General features: G+C 71.7%; 19 protein-coding genes. 9 read left to right on the top strand and 10 right to left on the bottom strand.

The genetic code is table 11. From position 1 onward, the window contains the following. Positions 1 to 44: 44 nt before the first annotated feature. From SM447_RS27385 to SM447_RS27375, 3 genes are read right to left on the bottom strand one after another with little or no spacing between them, the layout of a single operon-like run. The gene (locus tag SM447_RS27385; RefSeq protein ID WP_474575758.1) at positions 45 to 737 is read right to left on the bottom strand and encodes a hypothetical protein; all 693 of its coding nucleotides are present in this window, start codon (positions 735 to 737) and stop codon (positions 45 to 47) included. Then, entirely contained in the window at positions 734 to 2,218 is a 1,485-nt protein-coding gene (gene eccE / locus SM447_RS27380) for a type VII secretion protein EccE (RefSeq protein ID WP_474575757.1), read from the bottom strand. The genes SM447_RS27385 and eccE overlap by 4 nt, the downstream gene beginning before the upstream one ends. Positions 2,219 to 2,249: 31 nt before the next feature. Beyond that, on the bottom strand, positions 2,250 to 3,929 hold the full coding sequence (locus SM447_RS27375) for a right-handed parallel beta-helix repeat-containing protein (RefSeq protein WP_474575756.1): 1,680 nt from the start codon (positions 3,927 to 3,929) through the stop codon (positions 2,250 to 2,252). 187 nt (positions 3,930 to 4,116) lie between these two features. Here SM447_RS27375 and SM447_RS27370 point away from each other — a divergent pair, with 187 nt between their 5' ends. Genes SM447_RS27370 through SM447_RS27360 form a run of 3 tightly spaced genes read left to right on the top strand, consistent with a single transcriptional unit; the run spans position 4,117 to position 6,235 of the window. Further along, on the top strand, positions 4,117 to 4,500 hold the full coding sequence (locus SM447_RS27370) for a YwqJ-related putative deaminase (protein ID WP_474575755.1): 384 nt from the start codon (positions 4,117 to 4,119) through the stop codon (positions 4,498 to 4,500). After that, complete coding sequence (locus SM447_RS27365) at positions 4,497 to 4,982, top strand: SUKH-3 domain-containing protein (protein ID WP_474575754.1); 486 nt, start codon at positions 4,497 to 4,499, stop codon at positions 4,980 to 4,982. The genes SM447_RS27370 and SM447_RS27365 overlap by 4 nt, the downstream gene beginning before the upstream one ends. After that, positions 4,976 to 6,235: an SseB family protein gene (locus tag SM447_RS27360; RefSeq protein ID WP_474575784.1), complete on the top strand. Its 1,260-nt coding sequence runs from the start codon at positions 4,976 to 4,978 to the stop codon at positions 6,233 to 6,235. The genes SM447_RS27365 and SM447_RS27360 overlap by 7 nt, the downstream gene beginning before the upstream one ends. Before the next feature lie 24 nt (positions 6,236 to 6,259). Here the strand turns inward: SM447_RS27360 and SM447_RS27355 are convergent, their stop codons facing one another. The 5 genes from SM447_RS27355 to eccCa all read right to left on the bottom strand — a co-directional run bounded on the left by SM447_RS27355 (position 6,260) and on the right by eccCa (position 14,660). Next, the gene (locus SM447_RS27355; RefSeq protein ID WP_474575753.1) at positions 6,260 to 6,766 is read right to left on the bottom strand and encodes a hypothetical protein; all 507 of its coding nucleotides are present in this window, start codon (positions 6,764 to 6,766) and stop codon (positions 6,260 to 6,262) included. Positions 6,767 to 6,796: 30 nt separating this feature from the next. Next, positions 6,797 to 8,089 carry a type VII secretion-associated serine protease mycosin gene (gene mycP, locus SM447_RS27350; protein ID WP_474575752.1) on the bottom strand — a complete coding sequence of 431 codons (1,293 nt, stop codon included), beginning with the start codon at positions 8,087 to 8,089 and terminating at the stop codon, positions 6,797 to 6,799. Between the two features lie 108 nt (positions 8,090 to 8,197). Further along, positions 8,198 to 9,910, bottom strand: coding sequence for a WXG100 family type VII secretion target (locus tag SM447_RS27345; RefSeq protein WP_474575751.1), 1,713 nt, complete (start codon positions 9,908 to 9,910; stop codon positions 8,198 to 8,200). A 34-nt stretch (positions 9,911 to 9,944) separates the two neighbouring features. Next, positions 9,945 to 10,565, bottom strand: a complete 621-nt coding sequence (locus SM447_RS27340) for a hypothetical protein (protein WP_474575750.1) — start codon at positions 10,563 to 10,565, stop codon at positions 9,945 to 9,947. A gap of 132 nt (positions 10,566 to 10,697) precedes the next feature. After that, positions 10,698 to 14,660 (bottom strand): type VII secretion protein EccCa, encoded by a 3,963-nt coding sequence (eccCa, locus tag SM447_RS27335; RefSeq protein WP_474575749.1) that lies wholly within the window; start codon positions 14,658 to 14,660, stop codon positions 10,698 to 10,700. 142 nt (positions 14,661 to 14,802) lie between these two features. Here eccCa and eccD point away from each other — a divergent pair, with 142 nt between their 5' ends. Continuing rightward, positions 14,803 to 16,191: a type VII secretion integral membrane protein EccD gene (eccD, locus tag SM447_RS27330; protein WP_474575748.1), complete on the top strand. Its 1,389-nt coding sequence runs from the start codon at positions 14,803 to 14,805 to the stop codon at positions 16,189 to 16,191. Positions 16,192 to 16,199: 8 nt separating this feature from the next. Here eccD and SM447_RS27325 read toward each other — a convergent pair whose 3' ends face one another. Further along, positions 16,200 to 16,946 carry an SUKH-3 domain-containing protein gene (locus tag SM447_RS27325; protein ID WP_474575747.1) on the bottom strand — a complete coding sequence of 249 codons (747 nt, stop codon included), beginning with the start codon at positions 16,944 to 16,946 and terminating at the stop codon, positions 16,200 to 16,202. A 141-nt stretch (positions 16,947 to 17,087) separates the two neighbouring features. Here SM447_RS27325 and eccB point away from each other — a divergent pair, with 141 nt between their 5' ends. From eccB to SM447_RS27310, 3 genes are all read left to right on the top strand, one after another. Then, entirely contained in the window at positions 17,088 to 18,515 is a 1,428-nt protein-coding gene (gene eccB, locus SM447_RS27320; protein WP_474575746.1) for a type VII secretion protein EccB, read from the top strand. Between the two features lie 157 nt (positions 18,516 to 18,672). Further along, entirely contained in the window at positions 18,673 to 19,002 is a 330-nt protein-coding gene (locus SM447_RS27315) for a WXG100 family type VII secretion target (protein WP_093411131.1), read from the top strand. A gap of 14 nt (positions 19,003 to 19,016) precedes the next feature. Then, positions 19,017 to 19,307 (top strand): WXG100 family type VII secretion target, encoded by a 291-nt coding sequence (locus SM447_RS27310; RefSeq protein WP_093411129.1) that lies wholly within the window; start codon positions 19,017 to 19,019, stop codon positions 19,305 to 19,307. A gap of 81 nt (positions 19,308 to 19,388) precedes the next feature. Here the strand turns inward: SM447_RS27310 and mycP (SM447_RS27305) are convergent, their stop codons facing one another. Further along, on the bottom strand, positions 19,389 to 20,687 hold the full coding sequence (gene mycP, locus SM447_RS27305) for a type VII secretion-associated serine protease mycosin (RefSeq protein ID WP_474575745.1): 1,299 nt from the start codon (positions 20,685 to 20,687) through the stop codon (positions 19,389 to 19,391). 150 nt (positions 20,688 to 20,837) lie between these two features. Between mycP (SM447_RS27305) and SM447_RS27300 the strand changes: the two genes are divergently transcribed. Together SM447_RS27300 and SM447_RS27295 are read left to right on the top strand one after the other, a co-directional pair. Then, entirely contained in the window at positions 20,838 to 21,230 is a 393-nt protein-coding gene (locus tag SM447_RS27300; protein WP_474575744.1) for a YbaB/EbfC family nucleoid-associated protein, read from the top strand. After that, positions 21,227 to 21,568 (top strand): hypothetical protein, encoded by a 342-nt coding sequence (locus SM447_RS27295; protein ID WP_474575743.1) that lies wholly within the window; start codon positions 21,227 to 21,229, stop codon positions 21,566 to 21,568. Before SM447_RS27300 ends, SM447_RS27295 begins: the two co-directional genes overlap by 4 nt. Positions 21,569 to 21,587: the final 19 nt, after the last annotated feature.

Below are 21,587 nucleotides of genomic sequence, written 5' to 3'. Positions count from 1 at the left end.
AAGACCGTGACGTGCCCGCCGGCTCAACGACCGACCCGACGGTCTCAGCCGCCCCGGGCGACCGGGCCGATCAGCTGCCGCTCGGTGCCGGTCATGCTCAGCATCACCCACTGCACCTTGCCCTTGGTGATCAGGCCGACCATCTCCGGATGCAGTTGGGTGAACCAGCTCTGCACGCTCACCAGGCCGAGGGCGTTCGCGGCCGTGGCGGCCTCGGCCTCGGTGAGCCGCTGGAGCACCACGATGTCACTGCGCACCAGGACCTCGACGTCCCAGCCGGCGAGGTCGTCCCGGACCACCAGAGTGGCCCGCCAGGGAGCGCTGAGATTGGTGTCCGGCCCGGTCACCGGGCCGGTGTCGATGACCACGAGCTGCGGTTCTGTCGGCGTCGCGGGCACCGGAGGGGCGACACCGGGCGGCAGGAACGAGGCGATCTCCCGGCCGATGACGCAACGCCGCAGGAAGGCGTCCCACTCCTGCTCCCGCGCGGTCTGGATGAACAGCCGGGCGCCCAGCGCCAGCGACCGGAAGGCGAGCAACTCGGCGGCGCGTACCCCACCGGTCAACATCAGCCGGGTCGGCTCGGCCCGGAACACCCGCAACCCCACCGGCTCCTGCTGCCGGTTGCGGCCGACGACCAGCCCGCCGCCGCCGGCCACCAGCCGCAGGCCGGCCACGGTCGCCCCGTCGGCCACGTGCAGCCCCATCCGGCTGCCGGGAAAAGCGACGCTGTTCACCGCAGGAAGCCTCCCAACGGCAGGGTGGCGGCCACGCCGTGGGCGTGCTCACCGTCGAGTCGTTGCAGACGCCCACCGTGATCACGGATCGCCTGATCGAGCGCTCGGTCGGCGGCGGCCAGCGCGGCCGGATCGGCACCGATGAGCCGGAACGCCACCTCCACCAGGGCGCCGCCGGCACCCGGACGGCCGTTCTCGCGGGCCACCGAGATGGACACCACGCCGGCCGCGGCGGGCAGCCCACGCAGCAGCGGATCCAGCTCCCACGCCCGACCCGGCCAGTCGAGCAGACGGTGGCAACTCTGCGGCACGCCCTGGGCCGACCAGTTTCGCCAGCTCTCCCGGGCCAGCGGACGGTCACCGCCCACCCCGTCGCCGGTGAGATGGGTCAGCTGGGCGATGGCGGCGAGCACCTCGTCCCGATTGAGCAGGCGGGCCGTCGCGCGTTCCTGGCGCAGTTGGCGTCGGGTCCGCCGGATCGCCGCGGTGAGCGCCGGCCGCAGGTCACGGTCGGCGTGGAAATCGGGGGTACGCGGGGCCTGGAGCACCACCCAGGCCTGCCGACTGGCGGGGACGGCACCGTTGGTCAGTTCGCGGTACGCGCGGTCGACCGCCGCCGCCCGGGTACGCGGTGCCGGGGTCACCTGGATCAACATCTGCACCGTCACCGGCGGCGTCTTCGGATCGACCGCCGGCAGCAACGCCACCGGCGACGGAAGGGCCTGGGGCGCACCCATGAGCAGTGCCCCCTCGGTCGGATCGACCTCCAGCACGGCACTGAGCCCACCCCGGTGGGTCAGCAGCACGGCGGGCTGGTCGTCGATCTCAACCTGATCCAGCTCGACGGTGCCCTCCAGATGGCTCAGCAGGTGCCAGGGGGCGTCGGACCCGGTGCCGACCAGGTGCCGGCGTCGCCCCCGGTACGACCACCAGACCGCCAACCACTGGTGAAGCCATCGGCCCCGGTGTCGCAGCATCGTGGGGGAGAGCACGAGCACGGTGACGGCGGCCACGGCGACGGTCAACGGAATGCCGTGCGGTGTGGCCGCCAGCACCGCCGCCGCGCCGGCCTGCCAGGCCACGAGTTGGGCCACGTGGATCCCGCCGACGCGAGGCTGCCGGCGGTGCGGACGTACCACCGGCATCGCGGCGGCGTCCCCGGCCGCGTCCTCGGCGACGGTCTGTCGCACCGGGGCGGCGGGAGACTGCGCCACGGCCCGGCTCTCCGCCGCGGGCGCCGCCGGCGCGGCCACCGCGACCTGGGCCGTGGCGGCGGTCCGGCTGGTGTACGCCGTACCGACGGCGGCCCGCCCCTGCCCGCGCTGGGCGGCCCAGTTGTGGCCGGGCCCGGTGCCGCCGAGCGTCGGTGCCGGCGGCACTCCACCCTGCTGCTGGGGCTGCGCCGCCCGCTGCTGTGGTGCCGCCCCCGGGTGGTGCTGCCAACCCGGCTCGCCCGGCTGTGCCGCACCCGGATGCGTCACCGCACGTCCCTCCCTGACCGGCGCGGCATCGTCAACGACCGATCGCGGCGCGCACGTCGGCGACGGTCACGGTTCTCAATTCGTCGAGGCTCGGGCGCTGCCCGGACTGCCGCAACCGCTGCGCCTGCGTCTTGCGGACACCCTCGAACAGCTTGCGCGCCTCGCGCGCGTTGCCGAAGTTCTGGTCCCGCTCGATGGTCCCGAAGTGTTCCCGGAGCACCTCGGAGACGCCGTCGGCGAGCAGGTACTCGTCGCCGCCGGCCATCCGCTCGACGATGACGACCAACTGTTCCGGCGAGTAGTTGCCGAACTCCACCGTCTTGGCGAACCGGGAGGCCAGGCCGGGGTTGGCGTCGAGAAACTGCATCATTTCGCCGGTGTAGCCGGCGGCGATAACCGCGATCTCGTCGCGATGGTCCTCCATCAGCTTGACCAGCGTGTCGATGGCCTCCTGCCCGAAGTCACCGCCGGTGCCCGACGACCGGGAGAGGGTGTACGCCTCGTCGATGAAGAGCACGCCGCCGCGCGCCAGCTCGAACGCCGCGGCGGTCTTCTCGGCGGTGTGGCCGATGTACTGGCCGACCAGGTCGCGCCGGGAGACCTCGCGGAAGGCGCCACCGGGCAGTGCCCCCAACGCCGCCAGCAGGTCGCCGTAGATGCGTGCCACCGTCGTCTTACCGGTGCCGGGAGCACCCGCGAAGATCAGGTGATGGCTGACCGCGCCGACCGGCAGCCCGGCGCTGCGCCGCCACTCGTTGACCTGGATCTCGTCGATGAGGGCGCGGACCTCCTCCTTCACCGACTCCAGGCCGACCATCGCCGCCAGCTCGGCGAGCAGCTTCTCCACCCGGGCGGTGTCCTGATCGGCACCGGCGCGGGCGGCATCTGCCCCGAAGGCGGCCCTACGGTTGACGGCGCCCTCGACGATGGTCGGGTCGGCACCCTCAGCGATCTCGATCGCCGGTTGGGCCGTGTTCTCCGTGGTGCACTCCTCGACGGTGCCGCGGCAACCCCGGGCGAAGGAGACCGCCGGGCCGCGGGTGTCGCGGATCCGGCACCGGCGCAGCACCGGTGCGCTCTGGTGGACCACCGCCACCCCGGCATGGCCGGTCTGCGAGATGTCGCAGGTCTCGATGGTGGGCCGGCCGTACTGGTACACGTAGATGCCACGGTTGCCGCAGCGGGTCACGGTGCTGGTGCGAATGGTCGGGGCGGCCCCGATCCGCACGATGATGCCGTCCTCGCTGAGATCGGTGAACTCACATCCCTCGACGCTGCCGTCGGAGTCCTCCACCACCAGCCCGTATCGTCCGCCGGTCACCCGACAACGGCTCAGCGCGAACTCCGAACGGCCGGCCACCTGGATCGCCGCGCCGAAGCCCGCACTCAGCTCGCACCCGGTCATGGTGAGCCTCGCCCGATCGGCCACCACGACCGGCGCGTCGCCCGCCTTGAGCACCAGGTCACGCAGCTCCAGCCGCCCCGAGTTGCAGGAGACCGTCGGGTACGTTCCGGCGGACGCGTCGATGGTGACGGTTCCCGGGCCCTGTGCGGCGACCACGGTGACGCCACGGTCGTTGACGAACAGTGCCTCGTGGTAGGTGCCGGGGCTGACCGAGACGACGGTGTCGTCGCTGGCCACCGCCAGCGCCTCCCCGATGGACGGGTAGGCGCCGGGCTGATCCGGGGAGACGAGAAGGGTGCGCGTCATGGCTCCGGCTCTGGACGGCGAAGAGGGGGCTGGACCGACGATATCCCAGGCGGTCGACGCGGTGTGAGCCCCTCGATGCCTGTGGTACCCACACACCGTCCCCGCCGGACCGACGGTGACGGTTAGGCTCGCTGGCGGACCGGCCGAGACCTGGCCGGGAATCCCCTGTCGACATGCGGGAGGACGGATGGGGCAGCCGCGGATGCTGCCGTTGGCAGCAGGTGCGCTGCTGGTCGACGGCACCGTTCACACGCACACGTCGGTACGCGGCGACCTGGCACCCGACCTGCATCCGGTGGTCCGGCGCTTCCTGCACGGACTGCCGTCCGCCCAACGGGAGCGGTACGCCGATCGGTGCGCCGAGGCGGTGCTGGTCTCGGACCGGTTGTACGCCGCCGAGGCCGACGGACCACCGCTCGACGCCGCCCGGGCCCGCGCGCTGCTGTGGGGCGCGAAGGTCCGGGTCAGTCGGGTGCGGGAGGAGGGCGACCCGCGCCACGGCGAGGTCCAGCCGCCCTGCCGCTCCTGCGGCGCTCTGCTCGAATGGTTCGGTGTGGAGGCGCTGACGTGAGTGGACGTTTTCCGCCCCTGGTGGCGCAGACCCTTGCCGCCGCCGGCTGGTCGCCCGACTGGTTCGACGAGGGCCGGGGCCGCGAGTGGGGGCTGCGTATCGCGGCCCACGCCACGCCCGGCGGTCGCCAGCACACCGTGACCACCCGGGCGATCGAGGCGTACGCCGAGTTCGGTGGGCTGCGGGTCCGCCCGCAGGGCGAGGGTGAGCAGGTCGCGGCGAGCGACTTCCACCTCGACCCGTTCCCGGTACGGCACTCGGTGGAGACCCTCGCGGAGCTTGCCGAGGCGATCGGCGCACCGCTGAGCCCGCTCGGCGAGGAGGGGGACGGAACCGGCATCCTGGCCGTCGACGAGCAGGGCCGGGTGTTCGCGCTGGACCACACCGGGGACTGGTTCCTCGGCCCGAACCTCGACGAGGCACTCACCACGCTGGTGCTCGGTCGCCGGCCCGGGCGAGTACGCGCGGACGGCACCTGGTGACCGGCTGGCAGCCGACCACCGCCACCGAGCGCGCCCTGCTGTCCGCCGTCGAGGCAGACGACCAGGAGAGCTTCCTCACCGAACTCGTCACCGGTCCGCTGCTGCTGCCCGTCTCGCCCGGCGCGGCGGCCGGGCGGGAACCGGTGGCGTGGCCCACCGGCCAGCATGACGGCATCACCCACGTGCTCGCGTACACCTCGCCCTCGGCGATCGCCGCCGGGGTGCCCGGCCGATCGGTCAGCTACCGGGTGTCAGGCCTGGTCGACCTCGCCGTCGACTGGCCAGACGACGGATGGATGCTGGCGATCGACGCCGGCCTGCCGATCGGCATCCGACTGACCGCTGACGACCTTCGTGCCCTGACCGCGCCGGCTGTGGAGGCCGAGCGACCGCTTCGCGAGGCGATCCGGCGGCAGGACCCGAACGCCCTGATGGCCGCTCTGCTCCGGACCGAGCTGGTGCTGCCGGTGGATCCGGACGGTTCGGCGACGCGGGACCTGTCCGATCCAGACTTCCCCTGGTGGACGCTCCCCGACGAGCAGGGTCGGGTCAGCCTCCCCGTGTTCACCTCGGAGGCCCGACTGCGGCAGGCGCTGGGTGAGCGTGACCTGGTCGTGGTCAGCAGCCTTCAGCTCACCGACCACTGGCCGGACCTTTCCTGGCAGTTGCTGCTCAACCCGGAGACGCCACTGGCGGCGGCGCTGCCCGGCGAGGCGCTGTTGACCCTGCGCGACTGGCTCGGCGAGCTGCGACAGGTGATCACCGAGGCGGCCGAGCAGGAGCAGCGGCGCCGGGAGACGGCCGCGTACGCCGACCCGTCGACGGTGGGCGTACCGGTGTCCCTTCCGGCACCCGAGCCCGCCGAGGACGACGGGCCCGACCCTGACGCGCCGCTGCTGCTGCAACTGGTCATTCCGCACCGTTACCTGACGTCCTATCTGGACGACGGGTACGACCGCGCGGCGGGGCTGGTGCACGCCTGGCACGGTCCGGGGCGGGACACCCCGGTCCGGCTCTACCGGCGACTGGGACTGCTCGGTGAGGGCTCGCCGTTCGAGGAGGCGGACGAATGGGTGGCGGTGCTGCGCTGGCCGCCCGGCGGGGCCACCCCCGAAGAGTGGGGCCGGGGACAGCCACGGATGGAGTCGCTGGTCGTGCCGGGCGGAACCGAGCTGCGCTGCCTGCACGCCGACGGTCGCGACGAGCTGCTCGCCCGCTACGACGCCACCGCCCGTCGCTGGTCCCCGGCCTGAAATCGGTCGCGGACGCCGGCCGGGTCAGCGACCGCGGCGGGCGAACCAGGCGCGTGCCGGCGGGCTCTTGATCAGGATGAGCGACACACCGGCCAGCCCACCCACGACCAGCGGCGTGACCATCGTCGGTTGGTAGCTCAGTTTGCCCTGCGCCAGCAGCGTGACGATGACGACGACGAAGAGTCCGAAGGTGAAGCCGGCCGGTACGGCCAGCCCTGCCGCGTTGTCGCCGGTCCAGGCCATCAGGATCCCGAGCGCGGCGAGCAGCACCACCAGCAGCGCGATCGCGAGTACGCCCGCGCCGATGCCCACCACCAGGATCTTGCCCAGCCCGTCACCCTCGGTACGCAGCATCGCCCGGAAGAAGGCGATTCCGGCGATCAGCCAGACGACGATCGAGGGCACCATCAGCAGGACGGCGAGGATGACGACGACTGGTCGGCGGCGTGGCGTCGGCCTCGGACCGCTGGAAGGTGTACCCGGGGCCGGGCCGAGGTTGGGTGACTCGCCGGCTGGCGCGGCGGACGACATGGATGCCTCCTCGGAGCGATCGCGATCGGCTCAGCCGGGCGGGCGTTGCCAGACCGCGGCGTCGGTGCGGTCCGCGGGCTGACCGATGCCGACGGCCGGCGTCGCCGGACTTTCTGCCTCCGACGCAGCATCTCCGGAAGCCGACAGGTCCTCCAGCGGCTCCTCGTCGGCCGACTCCGCCTGACGTCGGCGTGCGCGGTCCCGCAGCAGCATGACGGTGCCCACGATCCCGCCGACGATGAGCAGGAACACAGCAATGATCACCGCCCACACGAAGACCAGGATGCCGTCCTCGCGCTCGCGGGGATCGGCCTGCCACGGCTCCAGACCACGATCGCCCGGCGCAGCGCCGGTGGGGCGGGTGCCCCGGCCGTCCGGCTCACCTGTCAACGCCTGCCGGATGTCGAGGGCACCCCACCCGTAGTGCAGGTCGTGGCCGGGTTCACCCTCATCACGAGTGGTCTCCAGCAAGCGCTGGAACATCTGGTAGCCGTTCAGGTCCGGATATTTGGCCCTCACCAGCGCCAGCGCGCCGGAGACGATGGCCGCGCTGTTGCTGCTGCCGAGCCCGGTTTCGTAGCTGTTGCCGGGGAGGGCAGAGACGATCTCTTCGCCCGGCGCGGCGATGTCGACCTCTTCGGCCGGTAGGGAAGCCTCTTTGCTGATCGTGCCGTTGCGGGCGGTGCCGTTGACAGCCATGGCGCTCCGGTGTGAGGCCGGGTTGCCAATTATCGAATCCTTACGATTGCCGACGGACGCGACGACGATCACGTTTCGCTGGTAGGCCCGTTCGACGGCTCGGTTCAGTTCGTCGTTGAAGCTGCTGGACAGCGAGACGTTGATGATGTCGGCCCCGTGGTCGACCGCCCAGTTGATCCCTGCGGCGATGGCGGTCGGCTGGATCAGCGGGCTCCGCTCGCTCTTGATGGTCACCGGGAGGATCTTGGCCTTCGGGGCGATGCCGAGCACGCCGTCGCGCTTGCCCGGCCCGTGCCCGTGACCGGCGATCAACGAGGCCATGGCGGTGCCGTGGCCCACTCGGTCGACCCGGCCCTTGGCGTCGTCGTCGTAGAAGTCGACTCCGGGCAGTACGTTGTCCTTGAGGTCCTGGTGCTTCGCGTCCACCCCGGTGTCGATTACCGCCACCACGACACCCTCACCCTGAGTGATTTTGTGTAGCTCGGGTATCTCCAGGGCCTTCAGGTGCCACGATTTGTCCCTCGTGGAATCGGCCATTGCGGGTGCCGCAGGCAGCCCCACGGTCGCCAAGACACTCGCGGCGGCGATCGCCAAGATGGCTGCCGGTCGGGCGAGGACACGCATGCCCGTCTACCTTCCTCTGTCGGGCCATAGCCGGGACGGCCAGGTCGGACGGTCACTGCATGGTACGGGTCGGTCACCCATCGCTGGGTGACCGACCCGTACCACATATCAGCCTTGGCCGAGGGTCTTGCCCTGCTCGCGGGGACGGTGCTCGGTCGGGGCCTCCACGACGCCGACGGCTGACGATTCGGTCACCCAGAGTTCGTCGTCGCCGTCGCCGTACTCCCAGGTCTCCTGGTCTGCATCGCGTGGCGCACCCTTACGCGGAGCCGGGGTGGTCGGCCCGCCCCGCCGGCCACCCAGCGAGGGAGCCGGCCCGGTCGTCGGCGCGGGTCGGCCGGTGCCCGCTCCGGCGCGTCCGCTCAGGTCGGGCCGAGCACCTGTGGTGCCCCCGCCGGTCGTGGGCTTGCCGGTCAGCGGTGAACCGGCGCGCGGCGGCGTGCCCGGAGCAGCACCGCGCTGGCCGCCGAGGTTCGGTGGGGGTACGGCAGGTCGACCCGGGGCGGCACCGCGCTGACTGGGGCGGGCGGTGGAGCCGGGCAGACGTGGGCTCGACGGTGGTGGGGTGGCCGCAGTGCCCGGTCGTCCTCCCAGACCCGGCCGGCCCCGGCCGCCACCGGGGGCGCCGCTGCCGGTGGTGCCGGGCAGGGTCGGGCGGTTCGGAGCCGTACCCCGTCGGCCACCGCCGGGTGCCCCGGAACCGCTGCCCGGGCCGCCGGCACCGGGAAGGGTGGGCCGGTTGGGCCCCGGCCCGCGGCCACCGGGCGCGCCGGGGCCACCCGCACCCGGCAGGGTGGTCCGTGGCGCGTTCGGTCGCGCTGAGTTCGGTGCGGACAGGCCGGGATTGACCGGTCGCGGCCCGGGTGGCGCCACCGGCGGCACCACCGGGCCCGGCGTCACCGGGGCGGTGGGCGCGGTGGTCACCGGCGGGGCGGTCGGCGGTGGGGTGACCGGCGCGGCGGCGCCGCCGGCCAGACCGACGCCCTCCGGAAGGTTGGGTGGCGGTGGTGGCGCCGAACCGGCCGGCGCGTCGCCCCCACCGGGCCGAGCTGGCAGATCGGGACGGTTGGGCATGTCGGGCCGGTTCGGCGCCGGCCCGGGCGTTCCGGGTGCTGCCGGTGGCGCTCCCGGCGCTCCCGGCCCGCCCGGCATCCCCGGCTTGTTGATGACCGCGTCGGTCGGGCCCTTGAACTTCCCGCCACGGGAGATGTTCGAGATGTAGACATCGATGTAGAGGTCGGCCAGCGGCTTGGCGATGTCCCTGGCGCGTTCGTGGAACTCCTGCTGGACCTGCTCGTGCGACTTGTGCCGGTCGCCGAAGATGTCGCCGAAGGTGACCTTGGCCTTGTCCTCGTCGTAGATCTGCTGTTGCCGTCGCTGCTCCGCCTGGTACTCCTGCCAGAGCCTCTTCATGTCCTGCTGAGCAGTCCCGATCTTGCTGGCGAGCTGGTCCAGGCCGATGGCGTTGTTGCTGGCCACGTCCTTCCACTCGTCGAGCGAGTGCAACGTGGCGCCGACCCGGGACATGAAGACCCGGGCGGCCGGTGAACTCCACTTCGCGTGGAGAGAGTCGGCGTGGCGTTGAAGATTGTCCCGGGTGACCTGCAGCAGGCTGGCTGCCCGCCGCCACATGTCGGCCAGCGCCGTGGTGCGCTCGTCGCTCTCCTTGCGGACGTACTCCCACATCTGCTCGATGGTGACGTCGCCCCAGACCGTGGGCTCGTACGGCGTGGCCTGGGCAGCCCGATCGGCCGCGTAGTCATCCGACACGCCGGAGTACATGTGGTAGCTGGGCGGCTGCCAGCCGTAGTAATCGCTCATCCCCGCTCCTCAGCTTCCGCGCCCGAGCCGACCATCACCGCCTGCTCGTCTGGTCCAGCGCGAGGTGATCACCGTGCATCTGCTCCGAATCGCCCTGAATCACGTACGCACCGGAACCCTCACCGACGACCTCTCGCTGGGCCCACTGAGGGGTTTCCTCGCGCTCGTCACCGGTGGGGCAGGAGTCCATGCCCTCGTAGGGCGACATGGGCGTCGGGTTGACGGCCTCCTCGGGGAGGCTATTCGTTGGATCCCCCTCGCCCTGCTGCCAGAGACCGCTGAGCGTCTCCTGGCCATCCACCGCAGAGAATGCGTTGTATACGTCCTCGTTCGTGGCCTCGGCGAGCGCATCCCCGGTGAGGTACTCCGCCGAGATGGACATGGCGGCCGTACTGAGGGCGACGAGCCCCTTCATCACGTCGCCCATCAGCTGGGAGACGGCCATCCGGCTCTCGTCGTGCCGCCCTCGGAAGAACGCGGCCTCCTTCATCCCGCCGCCACCGAACGGGGCCTGCACGGTGAGCATGGGACGCAGGCCATTGTCAAAACTGGGCTGGAAGTTCTGCTCCATTTCCTTCTGGATGGCCAGCGCGAAATCCTTCAGCTGCTGGATGTCGACGTCGATCTGTTCGTCGACGAGCCACTCGTCGCCCATGTTCCCTCCCCCGTTCGCTCACACGATGCCGGCGCGGCTGCTTCCCCCTCCGACGTGTCGGGGGTCATGCAGCCGCGCACCGTAAGTCCACTCTGGCCGACAGTAGCCTGATCGGGCAACCCCGTACCGGGCTCAGGAGCGCGGCGGCAGGTGCACCAGTTGCACCAGCCGGGTGCCACCACGCCGGGACACCAGCCAGCCCCGGCCCGGCGGCAGCGGTCCAGGCCGGACGGTGCCGAGCAGCACCCCCTCGTCCCGGTTGCCGGACATCACGATGCCCGGCGTGCTGATCTCGCGCAGCCGCATCAGCACCGGTTCGTAGAGCGCCCGACTCGCCCCACCGGTACGGCGGGCGATGACCAGGTGCAAACCGATGTCCCGGGCCTGCGGGAGGAACTCCAGCAGCGGCGTTAGCGGGTTGCTGCCGGCACCGGCCACCAGGTCGTAGTCGTCGACCAGCACGTACAGGTCCGGACCCTTCCACCAGTCGCGGGCCCGCAACCGCTCGGCGTTGATGTCCGGCGGGGGCAGTCGGTCGCGCATCACCCCGGCCACCTCGGTCACGATGCCCTCGGTGACCTGCGCGGTCGAGCCGTACCCGATCAGGTGCGGTGTGTCGATGTCGCCGAGCAGGCTACGCCGGTAGTCGACGATGACCAGCCGGGCCTCGGTCAGCTCGTTGCGGTCGACGATGGTCTGCGCGAGGGCACGCAGGAAGGTGCTCTTACCCGACTCACCGTCGCCGAACAGGATGAAGTGCGGGTCGGCGGCGAAGTCCACGTGCACCGGCTGGAGATCCACCTCGGCGATGCCGATGGGCACACCCGGGCGGCCGGTGCTCGGCAGGCTTCCGTACGGCACCACGGGCGGCAGCAGCCGGATCGGCGGGGCGCCCGGTCCCTGCCAGGCGGCGGCCAGATCGGTGACCAGCTTGCGGGCGCCCTCGGAGAGGTTCTCCGTCTCCTGGGCACTGTCCGCGCGGGGCAACGCCGCCAGGAACTGCTGCCCGTCCGGCGTGATGCCCCGGCCCGGCGACTTCTCCGGCACGTTCATCGCCGCCCGCCGGTCCAGGTTGGAGTCGCTGGCGTCGGCCAGCCGCAATTCCAGCCGGGTGCCGAAGACGTCCCGGACAGCCGGACGCAGGTCCATCCAGCGGCTGGCGGTCACGATGAGGTGGATGCCGAAGGACAGGCCACGATTGGCGATGTCGTTGATCGTGGGTTCCAGGTCCTCGAACTCGGCCCGCAGGGTCGCCCAGCCGTCGATGATCAGGAAGACGTCGCCGAACGGGTCGTCGTCGTGCTGGCCGTGCCGCCTGGCCCGCCGGTACTCGGCCATCGAGTCCACGCCGCGTTCGGCGAACCGCCGCTCCCGCTCGCCCATCAGCAGTTGCAGCTCCGCCACCGTACGCCGGACCAGGCCGGCGTCGAGGCGCGTCGCCACCGAGCCCACGTGCGGCAGGTCGCGTAGCGACGACAGCGCGCTGCTGCCCAGGTCGAGGCAGTAGACCTGCGCCTCCCGGGGAGTGTGGGTCAGCGCCAGCGACGTGACGACGGTCCGTAGCAGGGTGCTCTTGCCGCTCTGCGGGCCGCCGACGATCACCGCGTGACCCGCCGAACCGGCCAGGTCGAACCAGAGCACGTCGCGGCGCTGCTCGAACGGCTTGTCGACGATGCCGACCGCCACCTGCAACTCACCGAGCAGGCCGGCGTGCGCGACGGTGACGCCCCGGGCCGGATCGGCGGTCATCGGTGGCAGCAACTGGTCCAGCGTCGGCGGCTCGGCCAGCGGCGGCAGCCACACCTGGTGCGCGGGCTTGCCCCGACCGGCGAGCCGACCGACCAGAATGTCCAGCACGCTCTCGCCCACGCCGTCGGCCGGTTCGGGTGTCACCTCCTCCCTGGGAGCGCGGGCCACCGGCGGGGCGACGTAGGCGGTGGTGTACTCGCGTACCCGGTCCTCGCCGTCGCCGGCCGCGACCGCCGCCGCGGTCTTGCTCCGGTAGGTGCCGGAGACGTACGCCGCCTTGAACCGGACCAGCGGCTCGGTGCCGAAACGCAGGTAGCCGTGCCCTGGCGAGCGGGGCAGCTCGTACGCGTCGGTCGCGCCCAGCACCACCCGGGACTCCATGGCGGAGAAGGTCCGCAGACCGATCCGGTACGACAGGTGGGTGTCGAGCCCTCGGAGCCGCCCCTCCTCCAGGCGCTGGCTCGCCAGCAGCAGATGCACGCCGAGCGAACGACCGACCCGGCCGATCTGCACGAACATGTCGATGAAGTCCGGCTTGGCGGTCAGCAGCTCGGAGAACTCGTCGCAGATGATGAGCAGGCTCGGCAGCGGGGACAACGGTGCGCCCGCCGCCCGGGCCTTCTCGTAGTCGCGCTGCGAGGCGTAGTTGCCCGCCGCGCGTAGCAGCTCCTGCCGACGGACCAGCTCTCCGTTGATGGAGTCGGTCATCCGGTCCACCAGCGGCAGCTCGTCGGCCAGGTTGGTGATCACGGCACTGGTGTGCGGGAGGCCGTCCAACCGGGTGAAGGTGGCGCCACCCTTGAAGTCGACCAGCACGAAATTGAGGCTCTCCGAGGAGTGCGTGGCCGCCAACGCCAGCACCAGGGTGCGCAGCAGCTCGGACTTGCCGGAGCCGGTCGCGCCGATGAGCAGCCCGTGCGGCCCCATGCCGTCCTGTGCGGACTCCTTGAGGTCCAGCTCCACCGGCCCGCCGTCGGTGCCCACCCCGATCGGCACCCGCAGCTTGTCGCGGTTGGGACGGGGCTGCCACGCCCGGTCGACGTCGAATTCGTACGGGTCGCCGATGTCGAGCAGTTCGGCCAGGCCCAGCTCCGTGGTGAGCGGAGTGTCACCGCTGCCCCGGGACGCGGCGGAGAGGCGCAGCGGCGCCAGTTGCATGGCCAACGCCTCAAGCTCCGCCACCCGGCAGTCGTCGGCCCGACCGATCTCGGCCGGGCCGTCAACGGTGATGCTGTGCAGCTGGCGATCCGCGGTCACCTCGAGCACCAGGCGTGCCCGGTCGAGCAGGCGCGGTGCCGGAGTGGACAGGTCGAGCAGGGTGACGCCCTCCACGCCGCCCTCGGTCATCAGATGATCCGAGCCGGCGGTGTCGCCACCGTCGATGACCACCAGTACGTGCGGCCCGGCGACCTGCGGCGTCCCGCCGCTGGGGTTGAACCGTGGGCGGCTGGCCAGCACGTCGTCGAGCATCGCCTCCAGGCCGGTCACCGAAGGCGCCACCAGTCGCAGCTGACCGAGGGCGTCGGTGCGCGACGGATGCAGCGCGTGCGGCAGCCACTTCGTCCACTCCCAGTCGGCCCGCCGGTCCGGTGCCACGCAGATCGCGATGAGCAGGTCGTCCGGTGCGTGGAATGCGGTCGCCTGGGCGAGCACCGCCCGGACCATGCCCCGGGCGGCGTCGGTGTCGCCACGCAGGTGTACTCGCGCGAAACCGTTGAGCGCCATGGTCACCGGCAGGTCCGGCACCTCGCCGTACGTGGTGAGGAAGCGGCGCAACGCGAGCGCGCACATGGGTTCCAGCTTTTCCAGCGACGTGGCCGGTGGCGGCACCAGTGGGGTCGCCAGCTCCTGGGGACCCAGGCCGATGCGGACGGTGGCGAAATCGACGTCGCCGCGACGCCGCTCCCACAGCCGGGGCCCCAGCGGCAGAGACCAGAGCGAGTCGGGATCCGGGTGCCGATAGAAGGCGGCCTCGCGCTGCTTACGAATCGTCTTGAGGACGCGCCGCCGCTGGCGGGACAGGTGCGTCATGTACTCGCGGCGCTTCTGCAGCATCTCCTGTTTGCCCGGCCCGCCGGAGTTGTTCGTCAGCTGCGACGCGAGCATGCCGATGGCGGAGAGTCCGAACAGGCCGCCGGTGACGTAGCCGAGGGTGGAGCCGCCCCGGCCGGCGAACATCAGCGCCATCGCGAAGGAGCCGGCGAGCATCGGCAGCAGCATCAGCATCTGCCCCCACGCCTTACCGCTCGGCGCGGGCACCTCGGGCGGCGCGTCCAGCAGCACCTCGCCGGAGGGGTACTCCGGCTCCGGCTGGCGGGCGGGTCGTTTGACGACCACCGTGCTCACGTGGCAGACCTCCGTCGCCTCTCCTGGGTCTGGTGCGCCGCGCGGTGAACCGCCCCCCGCGTCACCGGCACATGGTAGGTAGCCTTTGCCCGTCAGGACAGCCGCGGGCCGTCGGCCCGCTCCTCGTACCGAGGGGTCGTCAGTGGTCACCCAGGCCGGAACCGGACTCGCGCGCATCGCCGTCGTCGCCCCCAACCGACGGTTGGATCTCGCCCTGCCCGAGCATCTGCCGCTCGTCGGGCTGCTACCCGCGGTGCTGCGGCAGGCCGACGAGGAACCCTCGGACGGCACCAGCCACGGTGGCTGGATGCTGCGCCGCAGCGACGGCACCGCAGTGGACCTGACCCGTACGCTGGCCGCCCAGAACGTCCGCGACGGCGAGACGCTGCACCTGGTGCCGCGGCGTACCGAGTGGCCGGAGCTGGCGTACGACGATCTGATGGAGGCCGTCGCTGACGGTGCCCGACGGCGCGGGGTGGTCTGGAGCCCGTTCGCGACCCGGCTGACCGGCCTGATCGTGGCCGGAGTGCTGCTCCTGCTCGGCCTTGTCGTGATCGTCACCTCCGAGGAACCCGGCTGGCTCGGCGGCGCGGTAGCCCTCGGCGCGGCCGGTCTGCTGCTGGTCTGCGGGATCGTGCTGTCCCGGGCGATGGCCGACTCCCTCGCCGGTGCGGTGGTCGCCGCCGCCGGCCTGCCCTACGCCTTCGTCGGCGGCGTGCTGGTGATTGGCACAGGCGAGTCGGTCTGGGCGCTCGGCGCCCCGCACGTGCTGCTCGGCTCCGCCGTGCTGCTGCTCTCCGGGCTGCTCGGGCTGCTCGGTGTGGGCGATGCGACCCGGGTCTTCGTGGCCGCGGTGTTCGTCGGTTTCTGGGGCATGGTCGGCGGGTTGATCGCCCTCGGCGCCATGGACGCCGCACAGGGCAGCGCGATCGTGGTCGGCGCGGTGACGTTGCTGCTGCCGGCCATGCCGCTGCTCTCCGTCCGGCTCGGGAAGATGCCGATGCCGGCGTTGCCGCGTACCGCCGAGGACCTGCTGCGCGACGAGCCGCAACCCAAGCGGGAGGTGATCTACCAGGCCACCGCCCGGGCCGACGAGGTCTTCACCGGCATGATCTTCGGGGCGTTCGTCGTCACCATCGCCGGCCTGCTCGTCCTCACCGCGACCGGCACGCTCTCCGCGCTGCTGCTCGCCGGCATCATCTCGCTGGGCTACCTGCTGCGGGCCCGGCTGGTGTCGACGGTCCGGCACCGGGTGCCGATGCTCGCCGTCGGGCTGGTGGGCCTGGGCCTGCTGCCCCTGGTCGGCGCGAGCGACGCGTCCACCGGAGCCCGGGTGCTCGCGGTGCTGCCGGTGGCCCTGGTAGCCGCCGCGCTGTCGGCCGCGGCCGGCCTCGCCTACAGCCGCCGTCCCCCGTCGCCCCGACTGGCCCGCCTCGGTGACATGTTCGACATCCTGCTCCAGCTCGCCGTGGTGCCGGTCGCCTGCAGCGTCCTCGGCCTGTACGCGTTCATGCGCGCCCTCAACGGCTGACGTCCGCCTCACCAGTCACGGTCGCTGGCCTCTGGCATGTCGTTGCCCCGGATCAGGTTGACGATGGCGGTGTCGATGTCGGGGCCGACGAAGAAGTCGTCGGCCCAGTGCAGCATGAAGACCCGTCCTTGGGCGTCGGCGACCAGTTCGGACGGCCCGTCCTCGTTGTTGCCGATCGGGTAGACCGGGTTGTCGAACTCCTCGGCGAATTCGCGCGCCGCCTCTGTCACCACCCCACCCTCCGTGGGGTGGATATAACTGGTGAAGCCGCCGCCCATGTCGCCATCGTTGCCGAACTGAGGCAGATGCAGGCCACCGAATTCGACCAGCGCGGCGCGTACGACCGGTGGGCATTCGAGACCGGCCAGTTCGTCGGCGAAGCGGACCATCCAGTGGTCGACCGCGGCACCGACGTCGCGGCCGGGAAACCATCCGGCCTGCTCCAGCACGTATCGCACGTCGGGCGGGAAGCGGCCCTCGGCAGCCCGCCGCTGGGCGTACCGCTCGGCGATGGTCTGCCACGGCAGCGAGGGCCACTGGGACACCTCGCCGCTCTCGTGATCGATGACCGCTCGGGGGTATCCCGTGGCCGGAGGAGGCAGCGGCGGACCGTCGGACGCGACGGCGACCGGTTCGACCAGGCAGGCCACATAACCGAGGTTGAACTCGTACAGCTTCACCTCGGGTGCCGGCTCCGGCTTGCCGGCGCTGGCCCATTCGCGGGCGATGGCCAGGGCCTCGTCGCGGCTGATCATCGAAGGACTCCTCGGGCTGCCGTCGTCGGTTCCGTTGGCCGGCGCCGGATGCGGGCACCGGGCGCCTCGACGCCGTGCCTATGGTAGGCACCGCGGTCCGGAGTTCGTGACCGTGCCGGCGTACGCCAGGGGAGGGGTGCCATGCCGTCGCGGCGGGACCAGGTCCAGTCGTACCAGTTCTTCGTCCAGCGGATGACCTCCGCGCTGGTGGCGCGCGAGCCCGATCCGGAGGCGGCGCCGTTCCGCCGGTTGGGTGGCGCCGGCTTCGCGAGCGTCATGGTGGCCGTGCTCTGTCTGGCTGCGGTGGGGGTGTACGGCCTGCTGCGGCCGGGCGGCGCGACCAAGTGGAAGGAGGGCGGTGCGGTCATCCTGGAGAAGGAGACCGGCACCCGCTACCTCTACCGTGAGGGCCGGCTGCATCCGGTGCTCAACTACGCCTCCGCCCTGCTCGCCATGGAGACGGCGGCACCGACCATCTCGGTCTCCCGCAACTCCCTGCTCGGCACCCCGCGCGGGCCGCGAATCGGCATCCCGTTCGCCCCGGACGCGCTGCCGCCGCCCGGCCGTATCCTGGACGGCCCCTGGACGCTCTGCACCCAGCCGGCACGGGACGCGGCCGGCGGGACCGTCGCCACCACCGTGCTCACCGTGGGACGGGCACCGGAGGGCGGACGGGAGCCGGGAGACACCGCCCTGCTGGTTCGCGATCGCAAGACGAGCCGGCTGCACCTGGTCTGGCGGGACCACCGGTACGAGATCCGCAACGAGAAGGTCGTGCTGGAAGGTCTGACCATGAGCGCCGAGCCGGTGGTCGAGGTCGGTGGAGCGTGGTTGAACGCGTTGCCCGCCGGCGAACCGATCGCACCCCGTCGGGTGGCCGACCGAGGGACGCCCTCGACCGCGTTGTCGGACGCCCGCATCGGTCAGGTCTTCGTGGTCGAGAGCCAGGGCGGCAGCCGCCAGTACTACCTGGCCGAGCGGACGAGGCTGCTTCCGATCACCCCGGTTCAGGCGGATGTGCTGATGGCCGACGGCGAGACGCAGTTGGCGTACCCGGGAGAGGCGAGGCCGTACCCGATCGAACTGGCCGCCGGCACCGCCGCCGCGGCGCCGAAGGCGGCGGCGCCGGCCCCCGGGCGGCACCGGGCGCCGGAACAACGGCCGGAGATCGCCCGGTTGGCCGGCGACCAGCCGGCGATCTGCGCGGCCTACCAGCCAGGTGCGGACGAGCCGACGCTGCTGCTCGACGCGCAGGTCCAAGCGGTGCGCGAGCCGGTACGCACCGGTGAGCAGACCGGTGACGGCATCCCGCTGGCCGACCGGGTCGTCATCGAGCCGGGACACGGTGTCCTGGTGGCTGCGGTGTCCTCGCCCGACCAGGAGGCGGGCACCCTCAACCTGGTCACGGACCTGGGCCACCGCTATCCCCTGGCCTCCGAGGGGGTACCCGCCATCCTGGGTTACGCGGGAGTGCAACCGGTCCGGCTGCCCGCCAGCCTGGTGGTCCGGCTGCCCGCCGGGCCGGCACTCGATCCGACGACGGCGAAACTCGCCCTCGACCCGGAGTGACGTGACCAGCCACAATGGAGGTACGGGACGAGCCGCGGTCTAGCGCGGGCTGGACACGACCCGTTACCGTTCGTACGACGATGGTGCGCCAGCACCGACTGACAGGACGCCCCCGACGAAGCGGGGCGATCAATTGAGGACGGGGGTGACTTCCGCCATGTCGATGAATACCGACACCGGCTTGATGCTGAAGACCGAAGGTGACGTCGATGCCGTCGCCGATCGGCTCACCGGCAACCTCAACTCGCTGATGGACCAGCTCGCGCCGCTGTACGACCAGTGGAAGGGCGCTGGTGCCGGTTCCTTCCAGCAGGTGCGTGAGCGGTTCGACCAGGACATGGCCCGACTCAACGTCGCGCTGCGGGCGATCGCCGAAGCGGTCGGCTCCGCTGGTAAGGACTACGACGTCAGCGACGAGGAGATCCGGGCCGACATGGACGGTGCGGGTGCCACCGCCGGCCAGATCACCGCGGCGCTGAAGCTCTGACGGGGGGACGTTTCATGACGGAGATTCGGTACAACTTCGCCGGGCTGAACGCGGCGGCGGACAGCTGCAGCGGCGCGGTCCGGAACATGACCGGAGAGCTCGACGGGCTCAAGTCCGGTATCGCTCCGCTGCTGGCCACCTGGGACGGCGACGCCCGCGAGGCGTACTTCCAGCGGCAGACCGAGTGGGAGTCGGCCGCCAACGACCTTCGTGACCTGCTCGGTCGGATCGAGAAGGCGCTGCGCGAGTCGGCCGCGAAGATGCAGGCCCGCGAGGCGGCGAACCGCGCCAAGTTCGGCGGCTGACACCAGACCGCAGCATTCGATGGCCCGGCCCGCGCCGGGCCATCGTCGTCTGCACGGGACGCCACCCGTCGACGCGCGCCGTCAGCCGCGCGGCATCGAGTTCGGTACCCGAAAGAAGATCTCCTCGGGCTCGTCGATCTCCGGCCCGGCCGGTGGCGGAGCCGACGGTCGGGTGGGCCGCCACCGCGTCCGCCGGCCGCGTGGCAGCAGCGTCGCCAGCACCGCCACCCCTACCGCGACCGTGGCCAGCGTGAGGCCGATCCAGAGCCCGAGCCGTCCGAAGACCGCCCAGCGCTCCGCCCGAGCCTGCGCCGCCGCGTCGTACGGCACGTCAGGCAGTGGAGGCTGGGTCACCGGCGCTCCGGAGGTGAGCCGCTCGGTGACCGCCCGGTACGGATTGACCACCCCGCTGCCGTACCCGCGCGAGGCGTCGCCACGGGCCGGATCGGCAGTGGCCAGGATCCGTCTGGCGACATCCCGGGCCGACAGGTTGGGTTCTGCCGCCCGGATCAGCGCGGCGGTCGCGCTCACCATCGGGGTGGCGAAACTGGTTCCGTCGTAGACGTTGTGCCCGGCCAGCCGAGTGGCGGCCACCACGGCTCCGCCCGGGGCGGTGATGTCCACGTACGGCCCGATCTGGGACTGCCGGAGCCGGGCGCCGTACTGGTCGATGGCCCCCACGCCGATCACGCCCTCGTAGGCGGCGGGGTAGGGCACCGGATCGGGGCGGGCACCGTCCTGATGCTTATTACCGGCGGCGGCGACCAGCACGACGTCCTTCTCCAGCGCGTACCGGACGGCCTGCTCCACATCCGGATCCGGCTGGTAGAGCGTCACCGACAGATTGATCACGTCGGCACCGTCGTCGACCGCGCGTCGGATGGCCTGCGCGAAGACGGTGCCGGTGACGGTGTCACCACCGGCACCCGGGCCCTCGTTGGCGTTGCGTTCGCTCACCCGGATCGGCACGATCGTGACGTCCGGCGCCAGGCCATGGAAGCCCACGCCGTCCTGCCGGCGGGCGGCGATGATGCTGGCGACGGCGGTGCCGTGCGAGACGCAGTCGACGTCGCCCCCGGGGGTGCCGCGCAGGGCGTCGAAGCCGGTGGTCACCCGACCGGTCATCTGGGGATGACTGCCGTCGGTGCCGGAGTCGACGACCGCGACCCGGACTCCTGCGCCGGTGCTGAGTGGCCAGACCCGTTGTGGGGCGAGCCACCGCTGATGCCAGGGCGTCTCGGTGTTGACCTCTCCCGGATCGCTCGGATTATCGCAAATCGCCGGGGCGGCAGCCGCCGAGCCTGCCCCGGGAAACGTCAGCGTCGCGGCCAGTAGCGTTCCCAGCAGCACGAACGTCGCTACAGGACGGTCCCGGAACATTCTTGCGCGCCTCCCGTCAACCGGTCCCGCTGCATCCTAACGGCGGGCGGCTGCCGGACCGGGCACGCCGATGTCGCTCCCATTCAGTATGGTCGAGTCGTCACGCCCGGGCGTGGGCGACGGATGGACGTGCGCGGGGAGGAACACGCCATGGACGTACAGGCGCTGCGCGCCCGTGCCGACGAGCTGATGGCGCAGTTCGAGCGGATGCGCTCCGGCGTCGGCGACCTGCAGCAACAGCTGAAGGCGGTGAAGGCCACCGTCACCTCCGACGACGGCCTGGTCACCGTGACGGTCGGGCCACGCGGACAGGTGACGAAGGTCGAGTTGGACCCGCGCATCTACCGGCGGCCGAACTCGAAGGAGCTTTCCGCCACCGTCACCGAGACGATCCACCGGGCGACCGAGCAGGCCATGGCCGAGGTCGAGAAGCTGGTCCGACCGTTCGTACCGGACAGCCAGTTCCAAGCCTACATCGATCACGATCTCGACGGCATCTTCCGTCAGCTGGACAGCGACCTGCCCGGGGAGGAACGACGATGAGCGAGCTGCGGGAAACCTTCGTCAAGCCCGACGCCGCCCTGGAGGGCGCCAACGAGCTCGGCGCGGCCGGTGCTCGGCTGGCCATGACCTGGCAGAACCTCGCCGCGACCATCGGCACGTTGAACGGCGGCCGGCCGTGGGGCGACGACGAGCCGGGTAACGAGTTCAACAAGAACTACCTCGGCGGTGACGACCAGCCGGCGCAGCGGGTCCTCGACCTCGCTGCGGATCTCGTACCGCTGGTCGAGGTGCTGGGGCCCACTGTCAAGGGGGCGGTCGAGGGCACCGTCGACACCGACGAGATGGTCAAGACCCTGTTCGGCGGCGACGACAAGTAGCAGCTCACCGGCTACGGGT

It is taken from the genome of Micromonospora aridisoli (genome assembly GCF_056150025.1).
The sequence above is the reverse complement of the archived record's forward strand: the minus strand, read 5'-3'. Positions and strand labels throughout refer to the sequence as shown.